Here is a 22,548-nt window from a genome sequence, read left to right as displayed (position 1 = left end):
TGAGTGGGCAGTGGTTGATTCGGGCTCGGCTGAGGAGGCACCGGATGTCCCGGGATTGCCTGGGTGGGCACCGCTTGGTCCAGCCACGAGGGAATGGGCGCCTGTTCGACCTGCCCCGGCTGTGCCGGCAGCGGTGGCTCCAGCCTCGACTGACCGGGCGTCGGCTCGCCCTGGCCCGGCAGCGGTTGATCCAGCCTTGAGTGACCGGGCGTCGGTTCGGCCGGGCCTGGCTGTGCCGGCTGGAGCTGGTCCAGCCGCGATTGGATGGGCGTTGGTTCGGCCGGGCCTGGTGGGACCGGCTGGGGCTGATCCAGCCGCGATTGACTGGGCGTCGGCTCGGCCGGGCCTGGCAGCGGTGGATCCAGCCTTGTGTGAACGGGTACCGGTACAGCCAGGCCTGGCTGTACCGGTACCGGCTGACCCGGGCCTGGCTGACCAAGCCCTGAGTCGACCGGCCCTGAGTCAACCAGTCCCGAGTCAGCCGCCCCTGATTCCACCGGTTCCGGGTCAACCGCCCGTGATTCGACCGGTTCCGGGTCAACCGGCCCTGAGTCAACGGGTCCCGATGCCACCGGTTCCGGGTCGACCGGCCGTGGCTGAACCGGTCCTGGCTGTACCGGTCCTGGGCCGGGCGGCACTTGGCCGTCGGCCCATCCCCCTGATCCGTCCATGCCGAACCACACCTCCCAAGCTCATCCGGCCGTTCCGGGCCTCCACCAAGAACAATGGGCCCATCCACATGAGAATCCCATGACAACCAGATGGTTTTTGGGAGATCGGCGAATTTGCCTATGCGTCCCGGACAGGCTGGTAGGTGAGGAATGCGATGCCGTCGCCGATCGTGCGGGTGGTCATCAGGCGCATCGGCTTCACGGCGCTGGTCTCGCCGAAGAGGCGCTCGCCCGCCCCGACCACGAACGGGTACGTCATCAGCCGCAGCTCGTCGACAAGGTCGTGTTCGGTCAGCGTGTGCACGAGACGACCACTGCCGTACACGACGATGTCCCCCGTCACCTGTTGCCTCAGCTTTGAGACCTCCGTCACCACGTCGCCTGTCAGGGCGGTCGAGTTCGTCCACTCGGGACCTTCGAGGGCGGCGGAGGAGACGACGTACTTGGGCAGGCTCCGCAACCGGTCCGCCCACTCGCCGGTCCGGGACGGCCAGCCGCGCTTGACGAACCACGCGTAGCTGCGCCGCCCCATCAGCAGGCCTTCCGCCGCCATCGCCTCCTCGGTCTCGGCCTTGGCCCACTCCGCGCGGTCCTGGTCGGCGATCCGGCCGAACCAGTTGCCGCGCCCGAGGCCCTCCTCGCCGGTCGGGTCCTGGATGACTCCGTCGAGCGAGACGTTCGCGCTGACGATGATCCTGCCCATGGGGTTCTCCTTTGTCGTGTTGTCGCTTGCCCTGAGACAGACGACGCGACACCGGGAAAAGAGGCGCTCGTCCACCGCCCCCTTTGGCCCTCGGCCGGTGTCCGTAGGACTATGGAGCTGATGACCGCCGACTTGATCGCCCGCGGCCGGGACGGGGACGACGACGCGTTCCGGGCGTTGACCGAGCCGTACCGCCGGGAGTTGCACGTGCACTGCTACCGGATGCTGGGCTCGTTCCAGGACGCGGAGGACGCCCTGCAGGACACGTTGTTGTCCGCCTGGCGGGGTCTTGGCGGGTTCGACGGTCGCGCCTCGCTGCGTACCTGGCTGTACCGGATCGCCACCAACCGGTGCTTGAGCACGCTTCGTTCGGCTGGCCGGCGTCCGGCCAAGGCGTGGGACATCCCCGGGGTCGAACCGCCGGAGCCGACCCGGCTCGGCGAGGTCGTCTGGCTGGAGCCGTATCCCGACGCGCTCCTCGCCGAGCTCAGCCCCGAGGCACGTTACGAGCAGACCGAATCCATCTCGTTGGCCTTCGTGACTGCGCTGCAGATGCTGCCGCCCCGGCAACTCGCCGTCCTCATCCTGCGTGACGTCCTCGGATTCCACGCGAACGAAGTGGCCGACATGTTGGACACGACCGTCGAGTCGGTCAAGAGCGCTCTCAAACGGGCACGTGCCGGCCTGCGACGCCGCCAGTCGGAACCGGCACCCGTCGCGGACTCACCCGCCGAGAACGCGATCGTGGCGAACTTCGTCCAAGCCTGGCAGACCGCGGACATCGACGCGCTGGTGGCCCTGCTGACCGACGACGTCTTCATGGCCATGCCGCCGCTGCCCCTGGAATACGAGGGCCGGGAGGTCGTGACCCGGTTCTGCGCCGGCATCTTCGGCGCCGGCCGCCGGTTCGACCTGGTGCCGACCCGGGCCAACGGCCAGCCGGCGTTCGGGGCGTACCTGCGCTCCGCCACCGGGATCCGGCACGGGACCGGCTTGTACGTGCTCACCCTCACCGGCGACCGAATCCAGGCCATGACCCGGTTCGAGAACCACATGCTCGCGGCGTTCGGGCTACCGCGATCCCTCGGGCCGAGTCGCGAGTTTTGAGGCGGAGCGCCGGCGCAGAACGTGGTGCGCGACGGCGACAACGACGCCGGTCGCGACGAAGAGCGCGGTGGCGACAGGGCTCAGGTACTTCGACAGGCTCGGCGCGCTGCTTGGGTCGATCAGCCAGAGCGTCAGTGGGACGACATAGACCGCGGTGAGGGCGCCGGTCCACCAACGGAGTGCGCGTAGACGGGGATCGCGCAAGGTGCCGATCAGCAGCACCGCGATGGGAATGCCGGCGATCAGGGCGAACTGGCCGAGAACGACGGCCGGGACAGCCCAGGCCGCGACGAGGACGGCCAACGAGGTGCGGTTGGCGGTGCGGGCGGAAGTGGCGTTGGCGGTGGTGCTGTTCATTGTCTTCTCCGGTGGCGGTTGGTTTGCTCAGTGGTGGCAGGCTTCGGCGGCGGACTTGAGGTCGGCCAGCCAGGCGTCGAGACCCGGTGCGAGGTATTTGATGGCGGTGGCCGGGTCGGCTTCGATTTGTTGGCCGGTCCAGCTTTCCTCGGTGCGGACGAGGACGCCGCCGTTGACCTTGGTGAAGTTCCAGACGTGGACGCCACGGTCGATGCGCAGTCCGTCGCCGATCGCCGGCCCGGTCCACCGGATGCACTGGTCGTGCCTGACCTGCTGGACGGTCGAGGTGATCACCAGGGTGGTGGCGGGGGTCGTGGGCGTGGGGGGTGCCGGGGTGGTCCACTGGAACCGCGACCCCGCCCGCAGTGGCCCCGGATCCAGCCGCTTCATGCTGGTGACGGCAGCCTGCCAGGACGGCCAGCCCTCGACACCGGTGTGCAGCTTCCAGACAGTGCTCAGCGGCGCCTTGATGAAGGTCTCGGTCCGGTGGTGGAGCTTGGCTGTGGGATCGATGCCCTGGCCCCGGCAGGTCAACGAACTCGTTGGAGCGGCGGCGGTCTGAGCCGACGCGACGGTGGCGGTGCCGAGAAACCCGGCGGCGGCCAACGGGATCGCGAGCAAGGCGGTACGCACCCGGGCCTGGCGGCGGGTGGAGCCGGCGACTGCACGCGGGGAGTGGGCGGAGGTCTGTGGGTTCGGCGTGGATGGGTTGGTGGTCATTGGTTCGTCTCCTGGTTCCTCGGCTGCGTTAGTGGCTCTCACTGTAGTTAGAAGCTATAACCAGTCGGCGTTGAGTGTCAATAGCAAAAGTGAGAGGTTCTAACTAGAGTGAGTGTCACGCCGACGAGGGAAGGAGGGCTGATGACGGACGTGGATGGGCCGCGGGAGCGTTATCGGGCCCAGGTGCGGGCGGAGGTCAAGCAGCATGCTTGGGCGCAGATCGCCGCCGCTGGGGTTTCCGCGGTGTCGCTCAACGCGATCGCCAGGCAGATGAGCATGAGCGGTCCTGCCCTGTACCGGTACTTCGCCAGTCGCGATGAGTTGATCACCGCGCTCATCCGCGATGCCTACCGGAGTCTTGCCGACGCCGTGCGGGAGGCGTTCGACGCCGGTGCCGACCTGGTTGGGCTGGCCGGGGTCATTCGAGGGTGGGCTCGGCGTGACCCGCAGCGGTATTTCCTCGTCTACGGCACGCCCGTTCCCGGCTACCACGCGCCCGACGACACCACCGCGATCTCGTTCGAGGTGATGACGGTGCTGCTCGAAGCCTGCGCGTCGACGGACAAGCCGGCAACGCCGTTCGACGCCCACCTCGAAGACCACCGTGAGTGGGCCAACGGCCACCCGGCCTCAGCGGCCACCCTGCACCGGGCCTTGTCCTTCTGGACTCGGCTGCACGGCGTGCTTTCGCTTGAGCTCGCCGGGCATTTCACCGGCATGAAGTTCGACCCTGACCTGCTCATCGCCGACGAACTGGCGGACCTGCTATCCGCGGAACGTCCGTCGGTAGGCGAGCGGTGACACGCCGATCGTGGCGTGCAGGTGTTGGCGCAGTGAGGCCGAGGTGCCGAGGCCGGTGCGGTGGGCGATCTGGTCCATCGAGAGGTCGCTGGCTTCCAGCAGGTGCCGGGCGAGTTCGATGCGTTGCCGGATCAGCCAGTCGCCGGGGCTGGTCCCGACTTCCTGCCGGAAGCGACGGCTGAAGGTCCGCACGCTCATCCGGGCGTGCCTGGCCAGTTCGGTCAACGGCAGGGGGTGTTCGAGCCGCTGCAACGCCCAGTCCCTGGTGGCCGCGGTCGCGGCCGTCGACGGGCCCGGCACCGGGCGTTCGATGTACTGGGCCTGCCCGCCGTCGCGCCAGGGTGGCACGACACAGTGGCGGGCCGCGCGGTTCGCCACCTCACTGCCGTGATCCCGGCGGACGATGTGCATGCACAGGTCCACTCCGGCGGCCACGCCGGCCGAGGTGAGCACGTCGCCATCGTCCACGAACAACACGTCCGCGTCCCATTTCACTTGGGGGAACAGGGAACGGCAGCGTTCGGCCTCCATCCAGTGGGTGGTCGCCCGGCGGCCGTCGAGAACGCCGGCCACGGCCAGCAGGACCGCAGCGGTGCAGATCGACACGACGCGGGTGCCCGGCCGCAACCTGGCGAAGAGATCGGCAGGCGGTTCCACCGTGTCCGTGGACTCCCAGAGGAACGGCGGGATGACCAGGGTGTCCGCGGTGGCGAGCGCCTCGGCGCCGTGTTTCACTGCGATGGCGAAGTCCTCGGAGGTGGTGACCGGGCCGCCGTCGAGCGAACACGTGACCACCTCGTACAGCCGCTCGCCCGCGGGTCCTCGGGCCGCGCCGAAGATCCGGGCGGGGATCCCCAGCTCGAACGGGAAGACGTTGTCCAGGGCGAGCACGACCACACGGTGCATGGCCCGATCCTTGCACAGGATGTCCATCTGGCCACTTTCCACCGGCTGTCGGTGGCCGCAGGCTGTCCTCAGTCATCCCCCGCACGGAAGGAACCGCTTTGATGCGCGCGATCAGCCAGTTGGTCTTCGGGCCGCCGGAGGTCCTCCACGTCGTCGAGCTTGACCGGCCGGCGGTCGGGCCCAGCGACGTCCTCGTCCGGGTACACGCCGCCGGCGTCAACCCGACCGACTGGCTGCATCGCCGGACCGGCCTGTACCTGGGCACGCCGCCGTTCGTCGTGGGCTGGGACGTGTCCGGTGTCGTCGAGGCCGTCGGCAAGGGAGTGACGCTGCACAAGCCGGGCGACGAGGTCTTCGGCATGCTCGACTATCCACGGGGCGCTGGCGGCTATGCCGAGTACGTGGCCGCCGGTGCCCGCAACTTCGTCCGCAAACCGGCCGGGATCGACCACATCCACGCCGCCGCGCTGCCGGTGGTCGCGCTCACCGCCTGGCAGGCCCTGGTGGACACCGCCGACCTCCAGCCAGGCCAGCGGGTGCTCGTCCACGCCGCGGCCGGCGGGGTGGGCCACGTCGCCGTGCAGGTCGCCAAAGCCCTTGGCGCGTATGTGATCGGCACGGCCAGCGGACCCAAATGCGACTTCGTCCGCGGCCTCGGCGCCGACGAGGTGATCGACTACACCCGGGCCGATTTCGCCGAGGCGCTCAGGGATGTCGATGTCGTGCTGGACGCGGTAGGCGGTGACTACGGCCCACGGTCGCTGCGCACCCTGCGCCCCGGCGGCGTTCTCATCGCGATCGTCTTCTCGCACACCGAGAACATGGAGTCCGCGGCCAAAGAGCATGGCGTCCGGTTGGAGTACCTGACTGTCGAAGCCGACCACGCCGGCATGGCGGCGATCGCCGGGCTGGTGGACGACGGCCACCTGCGCGTCGAGATCGACGGCGTGCTGCCACTGGAGCACGCCGCCGAGGCACACCGGCGCGGCGAGACCCGCCGCACAACGGGAAAACTCGTGCTCACCGTCGCCGAATGATGGTCGATGCCCGTTAGCCTGTCCAAGTGGGCGACGTCGAGGACCGAGTGCGTTGGATCGAGGCCGTCACTGATCCGGCGTTGTCCCAGCTAGGGGTCGACGAACTGGTGTGTGAGCTGCTGGAACGCCTGCGCTGGCTGCTGGGGGTGGACACCGCCACGGTACTGCTCCTGGATCACGCCGCGAGGCAGTTGGTGGTCACCCACTCGCTGGGGATCGAAGAAGAGGTACAGCAGGGCATCCGCGTCCCGATGGGCGAAGGATTCGCCGGCCGGGTGGCCGCGGCCGGCGAACCGGTGGTGCTCGACCGCGTGGATCAGACCACGGTGGTGAACTCGCTGCTGTGGGAGAAGGGCCTGCAGGTCCTGCTCGGTGTGCCGATGGTGGGGTTGGGCCGGCTGGTCGGTGTCGTGCACGTCGGATCGTTGACCCAGCGGTCCTTCACCGACGAGGAGATCCATCTGCTGCGGATGGTGGCCGACCGGATCGCTTTGGCGGCCAACTCACGGATGTCAGGTACGGAACGCGCGGCGGTGTCGGCGTTGCAGCGCAGCCTGTTGCCGACCCGGTTGCCCCGGGTGGCCGACCTGGAGTTCGCCGCCCGGTACGTGCCAGGCGCGGACCTGCAGGTGGGTGGTGACTGGTACGACGTGCTGCCGCTGCCCGGCGACCGGCTGGGCATCGTCATCGGTGACGTGATGGGCCATGGCCTGCCCGCGGCGGTCATCATGGGCCGGTTACGCAGCGCGCTGCGGTCGTACGCGCTGCTTGAGGTCGACGACCCCGCCCTGGTACTGGACCGGCTCGACCGCAAGGCCATCCACTTCGAAGCCGGCGCGATGGCCACAGTGCTGTACGCCGTGGTCGCTCCCGGACACGAGACGGTGACCATGGCTGTCGCCGGGCACCCGCCACCCGTCCTCGCCGTGCCCGGCGGACAGGCCGCGTTGATCGACGTCGAACCGGACCCGCCGATCGGCCTGCGGTACCTGCGGCGGCACCGCAACCAGACGGTCCGGCTGCCGGTGGGCTCGACGATGTGCTTCTACACCGACGGTCTGGTGGAGCGGCGCGGCGAATCCATCGACGTGGGCCTGGACCGGCTGTGTGACTCCGTCACGTCCGCACCCGCGGACCTGGTGTGCTCACACATCATGCGGGCCCTCATCGGCGACGAGGAGTCGTCCGAGGACGACACGGCTCTGCTGGTGATGCGCCGGCTCGCAGGGAAGGAGTGACCTGTCAGGGTTTGCGGCCGACGCCGGCGTAGATGTGCGCGTTGAGCTCGTGGTTGGTGTCGGACAGGTCGCCGGGGCCGGCCGGCTGCCAGAGTCCGCAGCCCACCAGGCCCGGTTCGACGAGATCGAACCCGTCGAACAGGCACAGGACTTCGGCGTGGGTGCGCGGGGTGAGGTGATCGGCGCTGCGGGACTGCTCGATGGTGTTGCGGGCGTCGCTGATCTGGTCCTGGCGCTGATCGGCGGTCACGTGCGACAGGACCAGATAGCTGCCGGCCGACAGGGCGTCGCGATAACGTCCGATTAAGGCATGGGGGTCGTCCGCGTCGGGGACCCAGTGCACCATCATGACCATCAACAACGCGATGGGACGACTCAGGTCCAGCAGCCGGCGGGCCTGCGCGCTGGTCAGGATGCTGGCAGGGTCTCGCATGTCCGCGCGCAGAATGTCGGCGTTGTCGTTGTGCGTCAACATCAGTTCGCTGTGCGCGACGGCGATGGGGTCCTTGTCCACGTACAACACGCGCGCGTTGGGCAGCGCGCGTTGGGCGACTTCATGGACGTTGCCGACCGTAGGGATGCCTGATCCGATGTCCAGGAACTGGTCCACGCCGCGGTCGGCGAGGTAACGGACCGCGCGACCGAGAAACGCCCGGTTGATCCGCGCGACCTTGCCCGCGCCCGGCATCAGCTGCTCGGTCCGGGCCGCCAGCTCCCGGTCCGGCGCGAAGTTGTGGCCGCCGCCCAACAGGAAGTCGTAGGTCCGGGCCATGCTCGGCACGGTGACGTCGACCCCGCTGGGCACCCACGCGTCCAGAGGCGTCATCTGGTGATCGGTCACGCCGGAACCTCCACTTCACCGGGCAGCGGTACAGGGTAGCGACATCCGACCGCCGACGGGACTACCCGATCGTGTACTCGCCTGTCCGGCCGATGCCTTCTACGGTAGGTGGCCTCTCGTCGACCGCGAGGAGCGGGATCTTCGTGCACGCCACCGCGACACTCGACCAGGTGCCCGTCGCGCCCGGTCGCTGGCCGGTACTCGGACACACCATGTCCTTGCTGCGCCGCCGGTTCGGCTTCACCTCGTCGCTGGCTCCACTGGGTGACCTGGTCAAGGTGTACCTCGGGCCACTGCCCACGTATGTGGCCACCAGCCCGGACCTGGTGCACCAGGTGCTGGTCACCGACGCGCGGAAGTTCGACAAAGGGGTGATGTTCGACCGGTTCCGGCCGTTCTTCGGCAACGGGATCGCCATGTCCAACGGGACCTTCCACGACACCCAGCGCCGGCTCGTGCAGCCCGCGTTCCACGTCAACCGGATCGCCGGCTACACGCCGATGATGGCGCGGACCGCCGCGGACCTGGCCGGATCGTGGCGGGCCGGCCAGGTCGTCGCGGTCGACCAGGCCATGCAGCAGCTCTCGGTCGTGGTCGTCGGACGCACGCTGTTCGCCACCGAGCTCGGGGAGACGTTGATCGCCGAGGCGCAGCGGTTCATGCCGGTGGTGATCCGGCAGGGCATGATCCGGGCCCTGTCCCCGGGGTTCGTCGCCCGCCTGCCGATCCCCGGCAACCGCCGGTTCGACGAGGCGATCAGCCGGCTGCGCGGCAGCGTTCAGGACGTGATCGACGAAGGCCGTGGCACGGCTGGAGATCGCGGCGACGTGTTGTCGATGTTGTTGTCCGCCAAGGACGACGACACCGGGGCGGGGATGACCGACGAGCAGTTGAACGACGAGGTCGTCACCTTGCTGACCGGCGGCATCGAGACCACCGGCCTGGCGTTGTCGTGGTTGTTTCACGAAGTCGCGCGCCATCCGGACGTCGAGCGGCGGTGGCACCAGGAGCTCGACGAGGTGCTCGCCGGTCGGGCCGTGACCCACGCCGACGTGCCGAACCTGCCCTACACCGCCCGCGTCGTCCGGGAAGTGCTGCGCCGCTACCCGATCTGGCTGCTGATGCGGCGCGCCAACACCGAAGTCGTCCTCGGCGGGACCCGCGTCCCGGCCGGCACCGAGATCAGCTTCAGTCCGCATGCCCTGCACCACGATCCGCGGTTCTTCGCCGATCCCGGCCGGTTCGACCCGGACCGCTGGGCGCCGGGGAAGGTCTTGCCGCCGGGTGCGTACCTGCCGTTCGGGGACGGCAACCGCAGGTGCATCGGAAACCATTTCGCGCTCACCGAGATCGCCGTCGCCGCGGCCACCATCGGCTCGCGGTGGCGGCTGGTTCCGTTGCCGGGCAAGAAAGTCCGCGTCAAGGTCACCGGTGCGGCCTACCCGGACCGGTTGCCGATGACCGTTGTTCCCCGGGGTTGATCGTCCCGGGTGCCGTTCCGTCCGAAGAGTCCTTTGTGGAGGTTTTTGCTGTGCGCATGCGCCGCGTCGTTCTTGCCCTGACCGCCGTACTGGCATCCGGAGCGCTCGGTCTTTCGGCGCCCGCCCAGGGCGCGCAACCGGAACTGGTGTGTCAGGACCTGAACCTGCCGGTCAGCCTGGTCGGATCCGCCCAGACCCTGTACGGCCGGCTGTGCACACCGGCCGGCTCGCGCACGGTGCAGGTCCTGGTCCCGGGCGCCAGCTACAACAGCTCGTACTGGGATTTCCCGTACACCCCGGAAACTCGGTCGTACCGGCTGGCGATGAACAACGCCGGCTACGCCACCCTGACCATCGACCGGCTCGGCACCGGCCGCAGCAGCCGACCGGCCAGCGCCCTGCTGACCTCCTTCACCCAGGCCACGGTCGTGCACCAGGCCATCCAGGCGCTGCGCACCGGTACCGGCACGCCGCAGTTCGACAAGGTCATCCTCGGCGGCCATTCCGTCGGGTCGGCCATCGCCATGATCGAGGCGGGCACGTACCACGACGTCGACGGGGTGCTGATCACCGGCCTCACCCACGGCGTCAACGCGCTCGGCGCGGTCCCGATCGTCGCCTCGCTCACCCCGGCGAGCCTCGACCCCCGGTTCATCACCAAGGGCTACGACCTCGGCTACCTCACCACCGTCGCCGGCTCCCGGTACGCCGACTTCCACCAGCCCGGCCTGCCGGTGCTCGGCGTCGACAACACCGACGAGGCCACAAAGGACGCGTTCGCCGCCGGCGAGGTCGTCGACACCGTGCTGCTCGGCGCCGTCCTGCCGTACTCACGCCGCATCACAGTCCCCGTCATGTTGGCGATGGGCGACGACCCGGCGTTCTGCGGCCTCCTCGCGGCGGACTGCGACACCGCCGAATCGCTGTACGAGTCCGAAGCGCCGGCCTACTCGCCGGAGGCCCACCTGCACACGTTCGTCCTGCACAGCTACGGCCATTCCCTCAACCTCGCCCCGGACGCACCGGTGTACCACGCGGCCGTGGTGGCCTGGGCCGATGACACGGTGGGCCGATAACCGTACCTAGAATGTCCATGTGGGTGTGCGGAGTGACAGGTTCCACCGGCTCGTCGGCGAGTTGACGGACGTCGAACGGGCCGAGAACAGCCGGTACACGTCCTTCAGCGTCCGCGGCAAACGATTCGGGTACTACTGGCCGCGCACCCAGACCGTCGGGTTGAAGCAGACGATCGCCGAGCAGCGGGCGCTGGTGGCCGAGCGGCCGGACGTGTTCGAGGAGCAGTTCACGTCCGGCGGGTTCGGCTGGGTCGTGGTCCAGCTGGCCGGGATCGACGCGGACGAACTGTCCGAACTGGTCTACGAGGCGTGGCGGCTGACCGCGCCCGAGGAACTGGTCCAGGCGCTGCCGTACCCCTGGTAGGTGTTCGCTGTCAGGGTCCGTTCGGGGTGGAAACCGGGGACTTCCCTGATCATGGCCGGCCGGTCAGCAGGAAGCCTCTACAGGCATGAGAATGACACGATTACTTCGTACGGCCGCGGCGGCTCTGGCCGCGACCACGCTGCTCGGTCTGACCGTCCACACAGCGTCCGCGGCGCCGGCGGCGCCGCCGAAGTTCGACTTCACCGACTGCCCGGCGCTCCCGGCCGGTGCCGATCCGGCGCAGTGGCGCTGCGAGAACCTGGTCTCCACCGGCACGGCCCGGTTCGGCGCGCTCGCCGAGCAGCCGCTCGGGACGATGCGGCTGACGTTCGCCGAGGGCCGGCTGGACGGCAAGTACGCCCAGGTCTTCGGTTCGTTGAAGGCGGAGCCGGTCGAGGTGCCCGGCGGCCTGTTCGGCGTTCCCGGCACCGAGCGCAACCCGTTGCTGCGGCTGCGGATCCAGGTTCGCTACGCCGGGTTCTCCGACTTCCTCTCGGTCGGCGACCGGATGGGCACCCAGCACCTCAAAGTCGGGGTGACCTCCCCGCTCGTTCCGAAGAGCTGCACGATCGGCGACGACACGGACCCGATCGTCTTCCAACCACTCCGGACCGCCGGGCCGGACGTGATCTCCACGAACCCGCCGGTGCTGCGGTTCGCCATGGCCGACAACGCCTTCGCGGTACCCGGCCCGCATGGCTGCGGCGCGTTCACGCACCTGCTCAGCCGGCGGCTCGGCGTGCCGGCGGCGGCCAACACCAACGCGATGTCACTGGTCACGTACGTCGGACTGCGCGGCTACCCCTAGCACCTGAGGTAGGTGCGTCACCAACTGCCGCTGTCGGACGAGCTTGAGCCGCCGCTGTCGGACCAGCTGCTGGAGCTGCCGCTGTCGTAGGAGGAGCTGCTGCTGCTGTCGCTGTACGAGTTGTAGCTGCTGCCGCTGTCGTACCACGAGTTCGATCCCCGGCTCCCCGATCCTTTGGCGCCCCGAGCGATTCCGGCCACGGCGAGCCCCACGACGCCGATCCCGAGCACCCAGAAGAGGCCCGACGACCCGCTGGACGAGCTGGGTGAGGACAAGGTGTTCGCCGTGGCGCTCGGGTCGGGGTACGGGTAGGTGTACGTGTAGGACGGGACGGCCAGCGCCAGGCCGGCCGAGGAGAAGGTCGTGGTCGCCGTCAGGGTCTGGTGCGGCCGGATGTTGTCCTGGTGGACGTTGATGACGGTGTCGGTGACGGAGGTGACGGCGCAGGGAGCCCCGGACAGCGTGCAGCGGCTGAGTGTCGCGGTGGCCGGAGCGGTGATCGTCCCGGCCACCGAGAGGATCGGGACGTCCCAGCTGCCGTCCACCACGGTCCAGTCCACCGAGGCGTTGCCGGTACCCGCCGGGTTCACCACACTGGGGGTGTCGTAGGTCAGCACGTAGGTGTGCGCCCCGGTCACCGTGACGGCGGGGTCCCCGACCTTGATGGTGTTTCCGGACGTGGTCGCCGCGGTCGGCGCGCCGTCCGGGCTGGACACCGTCGCCGGCGTGGCCAACGTCCGGCCCTGGACCGTGCGGGTGAGGCCGTGGCGCTGGTTGGTGCCGAAGTCGTAGCCGATCGTCTCGACGACATGCGCGTGACCGTCGGCGGCGATCGTGACGGCCACGTTGTACGACGTGATCTGTTCCCCCGGTTCGGCCGACGCCGCCGGGGCCAAGGCCAGGGTGGCGCCCAGCGCCAGCGCCCCGGTCACAGCGAACCGAGCTGCTTTCGACATCACTCGACCTCCCCCTCCGTCGGATCCCTCCGCCGACTATGACGCAGGCCGCCGCCCACCGGTTGCGCTCGGCCTCGGATCCAACTGGACTTGTCAGACAGCACGGGTCTTGACTATTTCCGAGGTGCCTGACAGCTTTTTTGTCGACCTGTCCAAGTGGGGAAATCGAGGAGAGGGAAACTGTGATCAGTGATGCGGTGATGTCGTTGGTGGACCTCGAGTTGGCCGCCGACAGCGACTTGGACATCGTGGAGTTCGACCGGTCGGGGAACACCGAACGAGGGCGTTCTGGTGCCTGTACGGTAACGATCAACCTGGTGGTCGCGTCCTAGGAGATATCGACATTGACCATTCCGGGTGAGCCAATGGGCAGAGTGGTGGGTTTCAAACGCCATTTGCGGGTCGAAGTGGTCGAAGGCGAGGCCGTTTATCTCTTTTCCGAACGCGGGGTGACCGCGCTCAAAGGCTCGGACGCCGAGACCCTGGCCCCACTCCTGGACTGCACCCGGGACCTGGCGAGCCTGCTCCGGGATCCCCCCGCCGGCATGGCGCCGGAGCAGGTCGGCAGGTTCATCACCCGGCTCGACCAGGCCGGGTTGCTCACCCTCGGCCCGCCGCCCGGGTCCGGCGCGGGCGAGCGGGCCAGGGCCTACTGGGAGGCCGCCGGCCTGGACGCCACCACGGACCCCACGGGCAAACAGGTCCAGGTGGTCGCGACCCGGGACGTCGATCCGGCGCTCGCGCTGGCCGGCCTGTGCGAGGCGGGACTCACCGTGGGGCAGGGGGACGCCGATCTGACGGTCGTGTTGTGTGACGACTACCTGTCGCCGGACCTGGCCGACATCGACGCGGCACACCGCGCGACCCGTCGACCGTGGCTGCTCGCCAAGCTGGTGGGCGTCCAGGTGTGGATCGGCCCGTTCTTCGACCCGCCCGAGACGGGGTGCTGGCACTGCCTGGCGAACCGGCTGTGGGCGCACCGGGAAGCGGAAGCCCACGTGCAGGCCAGGCTGGGACGGATCGGCCCGGCCGCGTGTCCGGTCGCGTCGCTGCGGCCGCTGGACGCGATGGCCACGAACATGATGGTGCTCGAAGTGACCAAATGGTTGGCCGGCTACCGGTATCCGGGCCAACGCGGCGTCTTCACCTTGGACAGCGTGGAACTGGCGGGCCGGCACCACGAGTTCCGCCGCCGCCCGCAGTGCGAGCACTGCGGGGATCCCACGTATATGGGCGTACAGGCCCGGCGGCCGGTGATCCTGACCAGCCGACGGAAGTCCTCCGACAACGCCGGTGGGCACCGAACCCGCGCACCGCAACAGATTCTTGAGTCCTATCAGCACCTGATCAGCCCGGTCACCGGTGTGATCAAGGAGATCACGCAGCACACTCGTGGACCGGCGTTCTTCAACTCGTTCCGCGCCGGACCGAACGTCGCCGTCGGCGGACGCACCATGATCGACCTGCGCGCCGAACCCCGCGTGGAGAACGGCGGCAAAGGCGTCACACCCTTGCACGGCAAGGTAAGCGCGATGTGTGAGGCGCTCGAACGGCATTCCGGTTTCTTCCACGGCGACGAGGAACGGGTCCGCGGCAGCTACCGGTCACTGGGTGAGCGGGCCATTCACCCGGCCGCCTGTCAGCTGTTCGACGAACGGCAGTATTCGAACCGGTCGGCGTGGAACGCGTCGCACTCGTCGTTCCAGCACGTGCCGGATCCGTTCGACGACAACGCCGTCCAGGACTGGACACCGGTGTGGTCGTTGACGAACGAACGGCATCGGTTGCTGCCCACGGCGATGCTGTACTACGGCGCGCCGGGCTCGGGCTCGCTGTACGCCGACTCCAACGGCAACGCCGCCGGCGGCAGTCTTGAAGACGCTGTGCTGCAAGGGCTGCTGGAGTTGGTCGAGCGGGACTCGGTCGCGATCTGGTGGTACAACCGGACCCGGCAGCCCGCCGTGGACCTGACCGCGTTCGTGGACCCGTGGCTCGACGAGCTCCGTGACGTCCACAATGGACTCAACCGCGAGGTGTGGGCGCTGGACCTGACCGCGGACTCGGGAATCCCGGCGATGGTGGCCCTGTCCAGGCGGGTCGACGGCGGGTCCGAGGACATCATGTTCGGGTTCGGCGCGCACCTGGACCCGCGGGTGGCCCTGCGCCGGGCGTTGACCGAGATGAACCAGCTCATGCCGGCGGTCACGGACATCGGGCCGGACGGCCGGTACGGGTGGACAGCGGCGGAACCGGTGAACTGGTGGCGGACCGCGACGATCCGCAACCAGCCGTACCTGGTGGCGGATCCGGGTGTCCCGCCGCGGAAACCGGCGGACTACGCCTATGTGTCCACTCCGGACCTGCTTGACGACGTCGAGCACGTGCGTCGTCGGGTGGAGTCGTTGCGGCTTGAGGTGTTCGTGCTGGACCAGACCAGGCCGGACATCGGGCTGCCGGTGGTGAAGGTGATCGTGCCGGGCATGCGCAGCTTCTGGGCGCGCTACGCACCCGGTCGCCTGTTCGACGTCCCGGTTCGGCTCGGCAGGCTCCCGTCGCCGACACCGTACGAGGAGCTCAACCCGACGCCGCTGTTCATCTGAGATCCCGCTTCAGCACCAGGCGTCCGGGGAGGATCACCGCGGCCATGGCGAGCACCGACACCGTGGTGATCACGGCCAAGTAGAACCACAGCGGAACCGTGGGCCACGGGCTGGCGGTCAGCCTGGTGGCGACTGTGACCATGGGCGGCAGCGCGGCCGCAGTGCCCAGGCCGACGGCGGCGACCACCACGGTGATCCCCTCGACCACCAGGGACCGGGCGAGCTGCTTTCGGTCCGCACCGGTCCGGCGCAGCATCCGGAACGTGGTGGTCCTGCTGGTCACCGAGAGGACGAGGCTGTTGGTCACGGCCACCGCGATGTAGCCGAACAGGGCGATCAACGGGATCGTGCTGGCGGCGATCCCGCTGCTCGTCGCGCCGCGACCGGCCCCGAACGCGTCCGCCGCGGATACGGCCAGGCCGTAGGGCAGCCGGTCCGAGGGAGTGGGCAGCAGCAGGAGGTCGGCGGCCTGCCCTGCCGGTCCGGTGGTGGGCCGGTGGCTGGTGAGGGTGGCGTAGTCGAGGAGCACGTCGCCGAGGCCGATGCCACGATCGGACACGCCGACCACGGTCGGGGTGACGGTGGTGCCGTCGGCGAGCACGAGTTCGGCGCGATCGCCGACGTGCGCGCCGAGGGTCGCCGCGGTGCTGGCACCGATCACGGCCTGGTCGGGTCCTAGCGAGGTGGTGGGGTTCCAGGTCGATCCCGGTCGCAGTGCCAGGTCGAGCGTGGGGGAGACGGGTCCGCGCAGTCCGGTCGCGGTGTACTTGAACGTCTCGGGGCCGTCGAGAACTGTGGTGACGCCGATCACTTGCTGGCGGGCGACGGCCACCCCGAGTTCGCGGCTGGGCAGGCCGTATCCAGGAGCGATCACGGCTTGCGGCACGCGTAGCCCGGCGGCGGCCTGTTGTTGGGCCGCGGCCGCGAACGACGCCGGAAGCAGGACCTGCACCAGGCAGATGCCGACCATCAGCAGCATCGGCGCGACGGCGGCGGCCAGCCGGGTGGTCTGGCCGGACATGCCGGCGCCGGCCAGCCACCGGTGCGGCACCCGGGACGCCAGCAGCCGGCGGGCGACGAGCCGGAACAGCAGGCCCACCAGTGGCCGGGTCAGCAACGCGGTGCCGGCGACGAGCAGGAGACCACCACCGCCGGCCACCGCCACCCCGACGATGCCGTCGACCAGCAGTGGCAGCAGCGCCGCCGCGACACCGAGGACGACCAGGACGCCGCCGAGCACGGCCTGCCAGCGCGGCGTCGGCTGGTCCTGGTTCTCGGCCGTGGCCAGGGCGGTTGTCGGGGAGACGGCGGCGGTTCGGCGGCCGGCCGCCCACCCGGTCACGGCGGCGATCACCGTGGTGAGCACGACCGCGGCCACCGATGGCAGCACCCCCAGGGTGAGGTGCAGGTCGGCGGGGAGGAGCCCGACCGTCCGCATCAGCCAGTCGAACGCCGTGGTCAGCACGGCCGCCGGAACCAGACCGAGCAGGCCGGCGACGAGGCCGACCCCGGCCATCTCGACGGTGGCGAGCCGCTCCAGCTGTCTCGGCGTGGCTCCGAGGGCGCGAAGTGTGGCGATGGCCCTGCGTCGGCGGGCCATGGCCAGGGCGTACGTGCTGCCGACGATCACCAGGGCGACCATCACGACGATGGCCACCAGCGACCCGGACAGCGTGCTGAGGTCGTTCTGGGCGTGTGCGATGTCGGGGAACTCGATCCGGCCGCGCCCGTCCCCGGTCCGCACCACCACGTTGGCGTCGGCGAGGGCAGTGCGCAGGTCGTCCGCGACCTTGGTGGGGTCCGCGATGATCCCTACGGCCGCGATCGCCGGGCGTTCGGCCAGCGTGGCGACCGCGTCGTCGGACAGGTAGACCGCCGGAGCCCCACCGGGGAAGGCGACCCTGCCGACCACGGTGCGGGCCTGCGGACCGGCGTCGGTGAGCACCTGGACGACCGTGCCCGGTGCCCAGCCAAAGGAGTCGTCGACCACGACCTGGTCCGGACCGGCCGGCGTCGTGCCCGTGACGAGCCGCGACGGGCCGAGTTGGGTCGCGGACCAGCCGTGGGCCACGACCGGGGTCCAGTTTCCCGCGAAACCCACCGCGACTCGGGCGGTCACGTCGGTGATCACGCGTGCGTCCGCGGGGACGTGGCGGCGGATCGTGTCCACGACCTCGGGCGGCACTGGGCGAGGTCCGGGCAGGTCGACTGTCTTGTCCTTGCCGGACCTGTGGACGACGGCCGAACTGTTGCCGCCCACCACGATCGGAGCGCCGGCGTACCGCTGCGGCGGGATTTCGTTGGCTCCCGCGGCCAGCAGGGAGCCGGACATCCCGAGCAGGACACTGGTCGCGATCAGGGCGACGAGCGTGGCGCCGTTGCCGCCGAGCCTGCGCAGGGCCAGCAGGAGCGTCATACGGTGAGCGCCACGTTGATCGCGATCCCCACCAGGAGCACCACCAGCAGAACCCACGGCCAGATCCGCCGCGGTTCCTCGTGTCGGTCGGCCATTGTTCGTCCCTCCATGTCGTGTGCGATCTCGACACTAGGAACGCCGGCCGCGCCGCACAGCGGTGTGCGAACGCTTGTCGGGGGTGTAGTTCAGTGCACCATGGTGGTGGTGCTCAGTCGTGCTGCCGCAGGTAGGCCAGTACGGCCCGGACCCGTCGATGCCCGGCGCCGGTGGGCGCCAGGTCGAGCTTGGTGAACACGTTCCCGACGTGCTTGAGCACCGCCCGTTCGGTGACCACGAGCCGCTCGGCGATCTCGACGTTGTCCAGTCCCTCGGCCATGAGTGCGAGCACTTCGCGTTCCCGAGGGGTCAACGCGGCCAACGGGTCCGGCCGGCTGCGCGCGACGAGTTGGGCCACGACCTCGGCGTCGATCGCGGTGCCGCCTTCGGCCACCCGCCGTACCGACCGGACGAACCCCGCGACGTCGCCGATCCGGTCTTTCAGCAGGTACCCGACACCGCCCTGACCGTCGGACAGGAGTTCCCGCGCGTACTCCTTCTCCACATAGGACGACAGCACCAGAATCGGCAGCCCCGGGTACTTCTGGCGGGCCGCGACCGCGGCCCGCAGGCCCTCGTCGCGAAATCCGGGCGGCAGCCGGACATCGGTGACCACCACGTCCGGACGTTCGTCGGCCAGCGCGGCGGTGAGCGCTTCCGCGTCCCCGACGGCGGCGACTTCGAACCCGTTGCCGCTGAGCAGCAACGACAGGCCGGCTCGCAGCAACGGCTCGTCCTCCGCGATCACCACACGCACGGCAGTTCCATCCTCACCTCGGTCGGGCCGCCGACCGGACTGACGACAGTGAACTTACCGTCGAACGCGCGCAGCCTGGTCTGGATCCCCGCCAGGCCGGTGCCGGTGGCGCCGTCGCGCAGCACGTCCTCCAGGCCGCCGATCCCGTCGTCGGCGACCCGCACGACCAGGACATCCGGGGACCGCTCGACGGTGATCCGGACCCGCGTCGGACGAGCGTGCCGCACCGCGTTGGTCAACGCCTCGCTGGCGCCGAAGTACGCCGCCGACTCGATGGCCGCCGGCAGGTCACCGACATCGTCGGCGACCAGCTCGCACGGCATCGCGCTGTCCGCCGCGATCGACCGCAACGCGCCGGTCAGCCCCCGGTCGGACAGGATCGGCGGGTAGATGCTGCGGACCACCGCCCGCAGGTCGGCGAGCGCGGCCTGGATCTGGCCGCGGGCCGGCCCGGCGAACTCCCGCGCCGGATGCCCCTGTTCCAGCGCCTGGTCGATGAGTCCCAGGTAGACGTTCGCATTGACCAGTTTGGACTGCAGCCCGTCGTGCAGATCCCGTTCGATCCGCCGCAACTCGGTGCCGTGCGCCTCCAACACCTCGGCACGGGTACGTGACAGGAAGTCCACTCGCTCCGCCAACTCCGTCGACGGCGCCGGGGACAACACGCGCGCGCCGAACCGCGCGTAGATGCCCGCCACCGGAGGCGTGTACAGCAGCAGAGCCAGATACGCGAACCCGACCAGCGGCACCGCTGCCGCCCGCCACCAGTTCGTCACCGCGACCCCCGGCAACGGCGTCACCGGATCCCCCGGCGCCAGCACCCACCACCACAGCGGCACCGTGATCGCGTTCACAGCACCCAACGCGAGATACGCCACCGCGGCCCCGAGCCCCACCCCCACAGTGGCCGCGACCAGCAACCAGCCGACATCCCGCCAGGTCGCCGAGTCACCCACAAGGGTCTTCACCCGCGCCACCACAGTCGCGTCCGGTGGTTCGCGATACCGCTGCGGCACCACCCGGCCCAGCACCCGCCCCAACCGCCGCCGCTCCCACCCGGTGACCCTCCTGGTCACCCCGGACACCGCCAGCAGCAGCGGAAGACCGATCCCCACCACACTCAACACAGCCGCCAGCACCCACGTCAGCACCAGGACCACCGCTCCCAGCCCGACGGCCAGCCCGGTCAGCAACGTGCCTGCTGCCCGGGCCGCCTCCCGGACCCTCTGGGTGATCACGTCACCAGTGTGCCCGCACCGCCGGGATGTGCTCAGGTGGGCCGGCGGTGGGCGTCCCGGGCGTTGCCTCGTTGGCGGCGGCGGGTCATTCGGTCGGTGATGGTGGCTGTGGCGGTGGTGGGGCCGCCGGTCCGGAGGTAGTCGGCCAGGGTGGCGATGGTGGGGTGGGCGTAGATCGCCGTGAGGGGGATGTCTCGGGTCAGGACCTTGGCCAGTCTGTGGTGGACGGTCGCGGCCAGCAGGGAGTGGCCGCCGACGTCGAAGAACCGGTCGTGCCGGCCGATTTCGGCGCGGCCCAGCACGTCGGACCAGACTTCGGCGATGACACTCTCGAGTCCGGCGGTGGGTGGCGGTGTGGTGTCGCTGGGGGGTTCGAGGGCGAGAAGAGCTGTGTGGTCGGCTTTCCCGGTTGGGGTCAGCGGGATGTGCGGAACCACGGTCACGGCGGTGGGCACAAGGTAGTCGGGCAGGGTGTGGGCCAGTGCGGCACGGACGTCGTCGCCTCGCAGTTCGTTGCCGGTGACGAACGCACGGAGTGTGTGTTCGACGCCGGTGACGACGGCTCGGGTGACGCCCGGGATCGCCTCGATGGCCAGCTCGACCTCGCTGGGTTCGACCCGGTGGCCACGGATCTTGACCTGGCGGTCGCGCCGTCCCAAGTAGACCAGTTGGCCGTCGGGCAGTCTGCGGGCGATGTCGCCGGTTCGATATCGGCGCCGACCCCGGTGATCGGTGTCGAACTTGGCCGAGTCAGGATCATCCGCATAGGACCCCAGATATGAACTGCTGACGGCGATCTCGCCCACCACGGCGGACGGCGAGCCGTCGGCGGCGAGCAGGCTCACGTGCATGCCGTTGAGCGGTCGGCCGATCGGCAGCACGCCGATGTCCTCCGCTGTCATGGGCATGTGGTTCTGCACGGCGAAACTGACCTCGGTCGCGCCGTAACCGTTGACGAGAACCCCTTGGGGCGGCATGTGTTCTCGGCACCGTTCCAGATCCGCGTGGGTCACTGGCTCGCCGCCGAGCACGACCACGCGCAGGTCGGGCAAAGGTGTGAGACAGTCCGTGAGGTAACGGAAAACCGTTGGTGTCGAATGGTAGATCGTGACCCGATGTCGGCGGAGCGCGTCCGCGAGTCCGGTGAGGCCCGCCGCGCGGACGTCGACCAGCACGCTGCAGGCGCCGGTCAGCAGCGCCGAGAACATGTCGGTGACCGCCAAGTCGAAGCTGAACGAGGACACCACGCTGACTCGGTCGGCCGGGGTGATCGCCAGGTTCGTCCGATGGAGACGGACCTGGTGCAGGACGTTGCGATGGTTCTGCACGACACCCTTGGGCGTGCCGGTCGAGCCGCTGGTGTACAGGATGTACGCGGGCGCGCCCGGTTCCAGCGCGCGAGGAATCGGACGATCGGCGCGGACTGGTGCGTCGGCGAAGTCCAGCACAGGGACGTCCGCCAATTGGCCCGCCAGATCCCGGTGGGCCGACTGGGTGACGATCACCGAAACCTTGGCCATCGCGGCCAACCGTGCCCGTGGATAGCGTGGATCCAACGGGACGTAGATCCCGCCGAGCGTCAACGTGGCCAGGATGGCGACGACGGTGTCCGGGCCGTGATCCAACAGCAGACCGACTCGCTGTCCCGGCTGGACATCGCGCAGCAGCGAGGCGCAGCACGCCACACGCGCACCGAGTTCGCCATAGGTGAGCGCGACATCGCCCGCGATCAGTGCCGGCCGCGAGGGATCAGAGTCCACTTGGGCCCAGAATGCCGCCGGAATGGACTGGTCTGCCTCAATGGGCAGCGATGGCCACCTGTTGGGCGGCCGTTCCGTTGCCGGTTCGGGCAGGATGTCGCCGCCGGTCAGGGCAGGGTTCACGCGCAGCCGGGCCAGCGCGACGGCGAGATCCTCGGCCATCCGGTCGGCGAACGGCACAGGTGTGGTGAACCGCAGCCTGAGCTGGCCGTTAACGGTCGCTAACGTCGCTTCCGGTGGGATTCCGCTGAACTGGGCGAAGGTGTCGTCGACGTCGGCCGAACTGGTCGAGACACGGCCGTAATGCCGCACCGAGACCTTGGACGAGCCGCTGTAGCAACGCAGAACAGCCAGTGCGGCGGCGATTTCCGACTCGCTCGAAGTCACCGTGCTCCCACCCGTCGCTCCCCAGCTCAAGCCAGCGTACACCGGTGGGGAAGTAACCAAAAGCGCAACAGTGTTGTCGTTCCCGGGGGTTTCGGGTGCCGCCGTTTCGTGGGTAGCATCGGGGAGCCAACGCCGACCAACCCCCTTCGTGTGGGGACGACTGGTGGCTCTGGCTGGGGGGAGTCCGCGGGTTGTTCGTGCGCTGATCCATGAATTCTGTTCGTAGGG

General features: G+C 69.5%; 21 protein-coding genes. 11 read left to right on the top strand and 10 right to left on the bottom strand.

Going from position 1 to position 22,548, the window contains the following annotated elements:
• Positions 1–200: 200 nt before the first annotated feature.
• Entirely contained in the window at positions 201–446 is a 246-nt protein-coding gene (locus tag EV192_RS51885; RefSeq protein ID WP_132126225.1) for a hypothetical protein, read from the top strand.
• 343 nt (positions 447–789) lie between these two features.
• Here the strand turns inward: EV192_RS51885 and EV192_RS51880 are convergent, their stop codons facing one another.
• Positions 790–1,374, bottom strand: a complete 585-nt coding sequence (locus EV192_RS51880; RefSeq protein ID WP_132126224.1) for a dihydrofolate reductase family protein — start codon at positions 1,372–1,374, stop codon at positions 790–792.
• 120 nt (positions 1,375–1,494) lie between these two features.
• Here EV192_RS51880 and EV192_RS51875 point away from each other — a divergent pair, with 120 nt between their 5' ends.
• Positions 1,495–2,481, top strand: a complete 987-nt coding sequence (locus EV192_RS51875) for a sigma-70 family RNA polymerase sigma factor (protein ID WP_132126223.1) — start codon at positions 1,495–1,497, stop codon at positions 2,479–2,481.
• On the opposite strand, the gene EV192_RS51870 is transcribed toward EV192_RS51875, so the two are convergent.
• The gene (locus tag EV192_RS51870) at positions 2,446–2,838 is read right to left on the bottom strand and encodes a hypothetical protein (RefSeq protein ID WP_132126222.1); all 393 of its coding nucleotides are present in this window, start codon (positions 2,836–2,838) and stop codon (positions 2,446–2,448) included. The two genes, EV192_RS51875 and EV192_RS51870, sit on opposite strands and share 36 nt — an antisense overlap.
• 27 nt (positions 2,839–2,865) lie before the next feature.
• Positions 2,866–3,558, bottom strand: a complete 693-nt coding sequence (locus tag EV192_RS51865; RefSeq protein WP_132126221.1) for an SRPBCC family protein — start codon at positions 3,556–3,558, stop codon at positions 2,866–2,868.
• Between the two features lie 141 nt (positions 3,559–3,699).
• Here EV192_RS51865 and EV192_RS51860 point away from each other — a divergent pair, with 141 nt between their 5' ends.
• A complete protein-coding gene (locus EV192_RS51860) occupies positions 3,700–4,359 on the top strand; it encodes a TetR/AcrR family transcriptional regulator (protein WP_132126220.1) in 660 nt (219 codons plus the stop codon).
• Here the strand turns inward: EV192_RS51860 and EV192_RS51855 are convergent.
• Entirely contained in the window at positions 4,324–5,265 is a 942-nt protein-coding gene (locus EV192_RS51855; RefSeq protein ID WP_132126219.1) for a GlxA family transcriptional regulator, read from the bottom strand. The genes EV192_RS51860 and EV192_RS51855 overlap by 36 nt on opposite strands.
• A gap of 101 nt (positions 5,266–5,366) precedes the next feature.
• Here EV192_RS51855 and EV192_RS51850 point away from each other — a divergent pair, with 101 nt between their 5' ends.
• Positions 5,367–6,302, top strand: coding sequence for an NADP-dependent oxidoreductase (locus EV192_RS51850; RefSeq protein WP_132126218.1), 936 nt, complete (start codon positions 5,367–5,369; stop codon positions 6,300–6,302).
• A 26-nt stretch (positions 6,303–6,328) separates the two neighbouring features.
• Positions 6,329–7,540 (top strand): PP2C family protein-serine/threonine phosphatase, encoded by a 1,212-nt coding sequence (locus EV192_RS51845; protein ID WP_132126217.1) that lies wholly within the window; start codon positions 6,329–6,331, stop codon positions 7,538–7,540.
• 4 nt (positions 7,541–7,544) lie between these two features.
• On the opposite strand, the gene EV192_RS51840 is transcribed toward EV192_RS51845, so the two are convergent.
• Positions 7,545–8,366, bottom strand: coding sequence for an SAM-dependent methyltransferase (locus EV192_RS51840; RefSeq protein WP_132126254.1), 822 nt, complete (start codon positions 8,364–8,366; stop codon positions 7,545–7,547).
• Positions 8,367–8,473: 107 nt separating this feature from the next.
• Here EV192_RS51840 and EV192_RS51835 point away from each other — a divergent pair, with 107 nt between their 5' ends.
• From EV192_RS51835 to EV192_RS51820, 4 genes are all read left to right on the top strand, one after another.
• Positions 8,474–9,862, top strand: coding sequence for a cytochrome P450 (locus EV192_RS51835; protein WP_132126216.1), 1,389 nt, complete (start codon positions 8,474–8,476; stop codon positions 9,860–9,862).
• A gap of 56 nt (positions 9,863–9,918) precedes the next feature.
• Complete coding sequence (locus EV192_RS51830) at positions 9,919–10,938, top strand: alpha/beta hydrolase (protein WP_132126215.1); 1,020 nt, start codon at positions 9,919–9,921, stop codon at positions 10,936–10,938.
• Between the two features lie 19 nt (positions 10,939–10,957).
• Complete coding sequence (locus tag EV192_RS51825; RefSeq protein ID WP_132126214.1) at positions 10,958–11,302, top strand: MmcQ/YjbR family DNA-binding protein; 345 nt, start codon at positions 10,958–10,960, stop codon at positions 11,300–11,302.
• 91 nt (positions 11,303–11,393) lie between these two features.
• Positions 11,394–12,110: a hypothetical protein gene (locus tag EV192_RS51820; protein WP_132126213.1), complete on the top strand. Its 717-nt coding sequence runs from the start codon at positions 11,394–11,396 to the stop codon at positions 12,108–12,110.
• Positions 12,111–12,127: 17 nt separating this feature from the next.
• Here EV192_RS51820 and EV192_RS51815 read toward each other — a convergent pair whose 3' ends face one another.
• Positions 12,128–13,066, bottom strand: coding sequence for a DUF2207 domain-containing protein (locus EV192_RS51815; protein ID WP_132126212.1), 939 nt, complete (start codon positions 13,064–13,066; stop codon positions 12,128–12,130).
• A 182-nt stretch (positions 13,067–13,248) separates the two neighbouring features.
• Here EV192_RS51815 and EV192_RS54490 point away from each other — a divergent pair, with 182 nt between their 5' ends.
• Both EV192_RS54490 and EV192_RS51810 read left to right on the top strand, forming a co-directional pair.
• The gene (locus EV192_RS54490) at positions 13,249–13,398 is read left to right on the top strand and encodes a hypothetical protein (protein ID WP_165961048.1); all 150 of its coding nucleotides are present in this window, start codon (positions 13,249–13,251) and stop codon (positions 13,396–13,398) included.
• A 33-nt stretch (positions 13,399–13,431) separates the two neighbouring features.
• Positions 13,432–15,666, top strand: a complete 2,235-nt coding sequence (locus EV192_RS51810) for a TOMM precursor leader peptide-binding protein (RefSeq protein WP_132126211.1) — start codon at positions 13,432–13,434, stop codon at positions 15,664–15,666.
• Here EV192_RS51810 and EV192_RS51805 read toward each other — a convergent pair.
• The 4 genes from EV192_RS51805 to EV192_RS51790 all read right to left on the bottom strand — a co-directional run bounded on the left by EV192_RS51805 (position 15,659) and on the right by EV192_RS51790 (position 22,320).
• Positions 15,659–18,082 carry an FtsX-like permease family protein gene (locus EV192_RS51805; RefSeq protein ID WP_132126210.1) on the bottom strand — a complete coding sequence of 808 codons (2,424 nt, stop codon included), beginning with the start codon at positions 18,080–18,082 and terminating at the stop codon, positions 15,659–15,661. The genes EV192_RS51810 and EV192_RS51805 overlap by 8 nt on opposite strands.
• Before the next feature lie 208 nt (positions 18,083–18,290).
• Entirely contained in the window at positions 18,291–18,935 is a 645-nt protein-coding gene (locus EV192_RS51800) for a response regulator (protein ID WP_132126209.1), read from the bottom strand.
• On the bottom strand, positions 18,923–20,173 hold the full coding sequence (locus tag EV192_RS51795; RefSeq protein ID WP_132126208.1) for a sensor histidine kinase: 1,251 nt from the start codon (positions 20,171–20,173) through the stop codon (positions 18,923–18,925). The genes EV192_RS51800 and EV192_RS51795 overlap by 13 nt, the downstream gene beginning before the upstream one ends.
• A 32-nt stretch (positions 20,174–20,205) precedes the next feature.
• Positions 20,206–22,320: a non-ribosomal peptide synthetase gene (locus EV192_RS51790; RefSeq protein WP_165961047.1), complete on the bottom strand. Its 2,115-nt coding sequence runs from the start codon at positions 22,318–22,320 to the stop codon at positions 20,206–20,208.
• Positions 22,321–22,548: the final 228 nt, after the last annotated feature.

It is taken from the genome of Actinocrispum wychmicini (assembly GCF_004345645.1).
Classification (GTDB): Bacteria; Actinomycetota; Actinomycetes; order Mycobacteriales; family Pseudonocardiaceae; genus Kibdelosporangium; species Kibdelosporangium wychmicini.
This window is presented reverse-complemented; position numbering and strand designations above follow the sequence as displayed.

Coding starts and splice junctions, on each gene's coding strand:
- EV192_RS51880 (WP_132126224.1), bottom strand. CDS start 1,374: ATGGGCAGGATCATCGTCAGCGCGAACGTCTCGCTCGACGGAGTCATC.
- EV192_RS51875 (WP_132126223.1), top strand. CDS start 1,495: ATGACCGCCGACTTGATCGCCCGCGGCCGGGACGGGGACGACGACGCG.
- EV192_RS51870 (WP_132126222.1), bottom strand. CDS start 2,838: ATGAACAGCACCACCGCCAACGCCACTTCCGCCCGCACCGCCAACCGC.
- EV192_RS51865 (WP_132126221.1), bottom strand. CDS start 3,558: ATGACCACCAACCCATCCACGCCGAACCCACAGACCTCCGCCCACTCC.
- EV192_RS51860 (WP_132126220.1), top strand. CDS start 3,700: ATGACGGACGTGGATGGGCCGCGGGAGCGTTATCGGGCCCAGGTGCGG.
- EV192_RS51855 (WP_132126219.1), bottom strand. CDS start 5,265: ATGCACCGTGTGGTCGTGCTCGCCCTGGACAACGTCTTCCCGTTCGAG.
- EV192_RS51850 (WP_132126218.1), top strand. CDS start 5,367: ATGCGCGCGATCAGCCAGTTGGTCTTCGGGCCGCCGGAGGTCCTCCAC.
- EV192_RS51840 (WP_132126254.1), bottom strand. CDS start 8,366: ATGACGCCTCTGGACGCGTGGGTGCCCAGCGGGGTCGACGTCACCGTG.
- EV192_RS51835 (WP_132126216.1), top strand. CDS start 8,474: ATGCCTTCTACGGTAGGTGGCCTCTCGTCGACCGCGAGGAGCGGGATC.
- EV192_RS51830 (WP_132126215.1), top strand. CDS start 9,919: ATGCGCCGCGTCGTTCTTGCCCTGACCGCCGTACTGGCATCCGGAGCG.
- EV192_RS51820 (WP_132126213.1), top strand. CDS start 11,394: ATGACACGATTACTTCGTACGGCCGCGGCGGCTCTGGCCGCGACCACG.
- EV192_RS51815 (WP_132126212.1), bottom strand. CDS start 13,066: ATGTCGAAAGCAGCTCGGTTCGCTGTGACCGGGGCGCTGGCGCTGGGC.
- EV192_RS51810 (WP_132126211.1), top strand. CDS start 13,432: ATGGGCAGAGTGGTGGGTTTCAAACGCCATTTGCGGGTCGAAGTGGTC.
- EV192_RS51805 (WP_132126210.1), bottom strand. CDS start 18,082: ATGACGCTCCTGCTGGCCCTGCGCAGGCTCGGCGGCAACGGCGCCACG.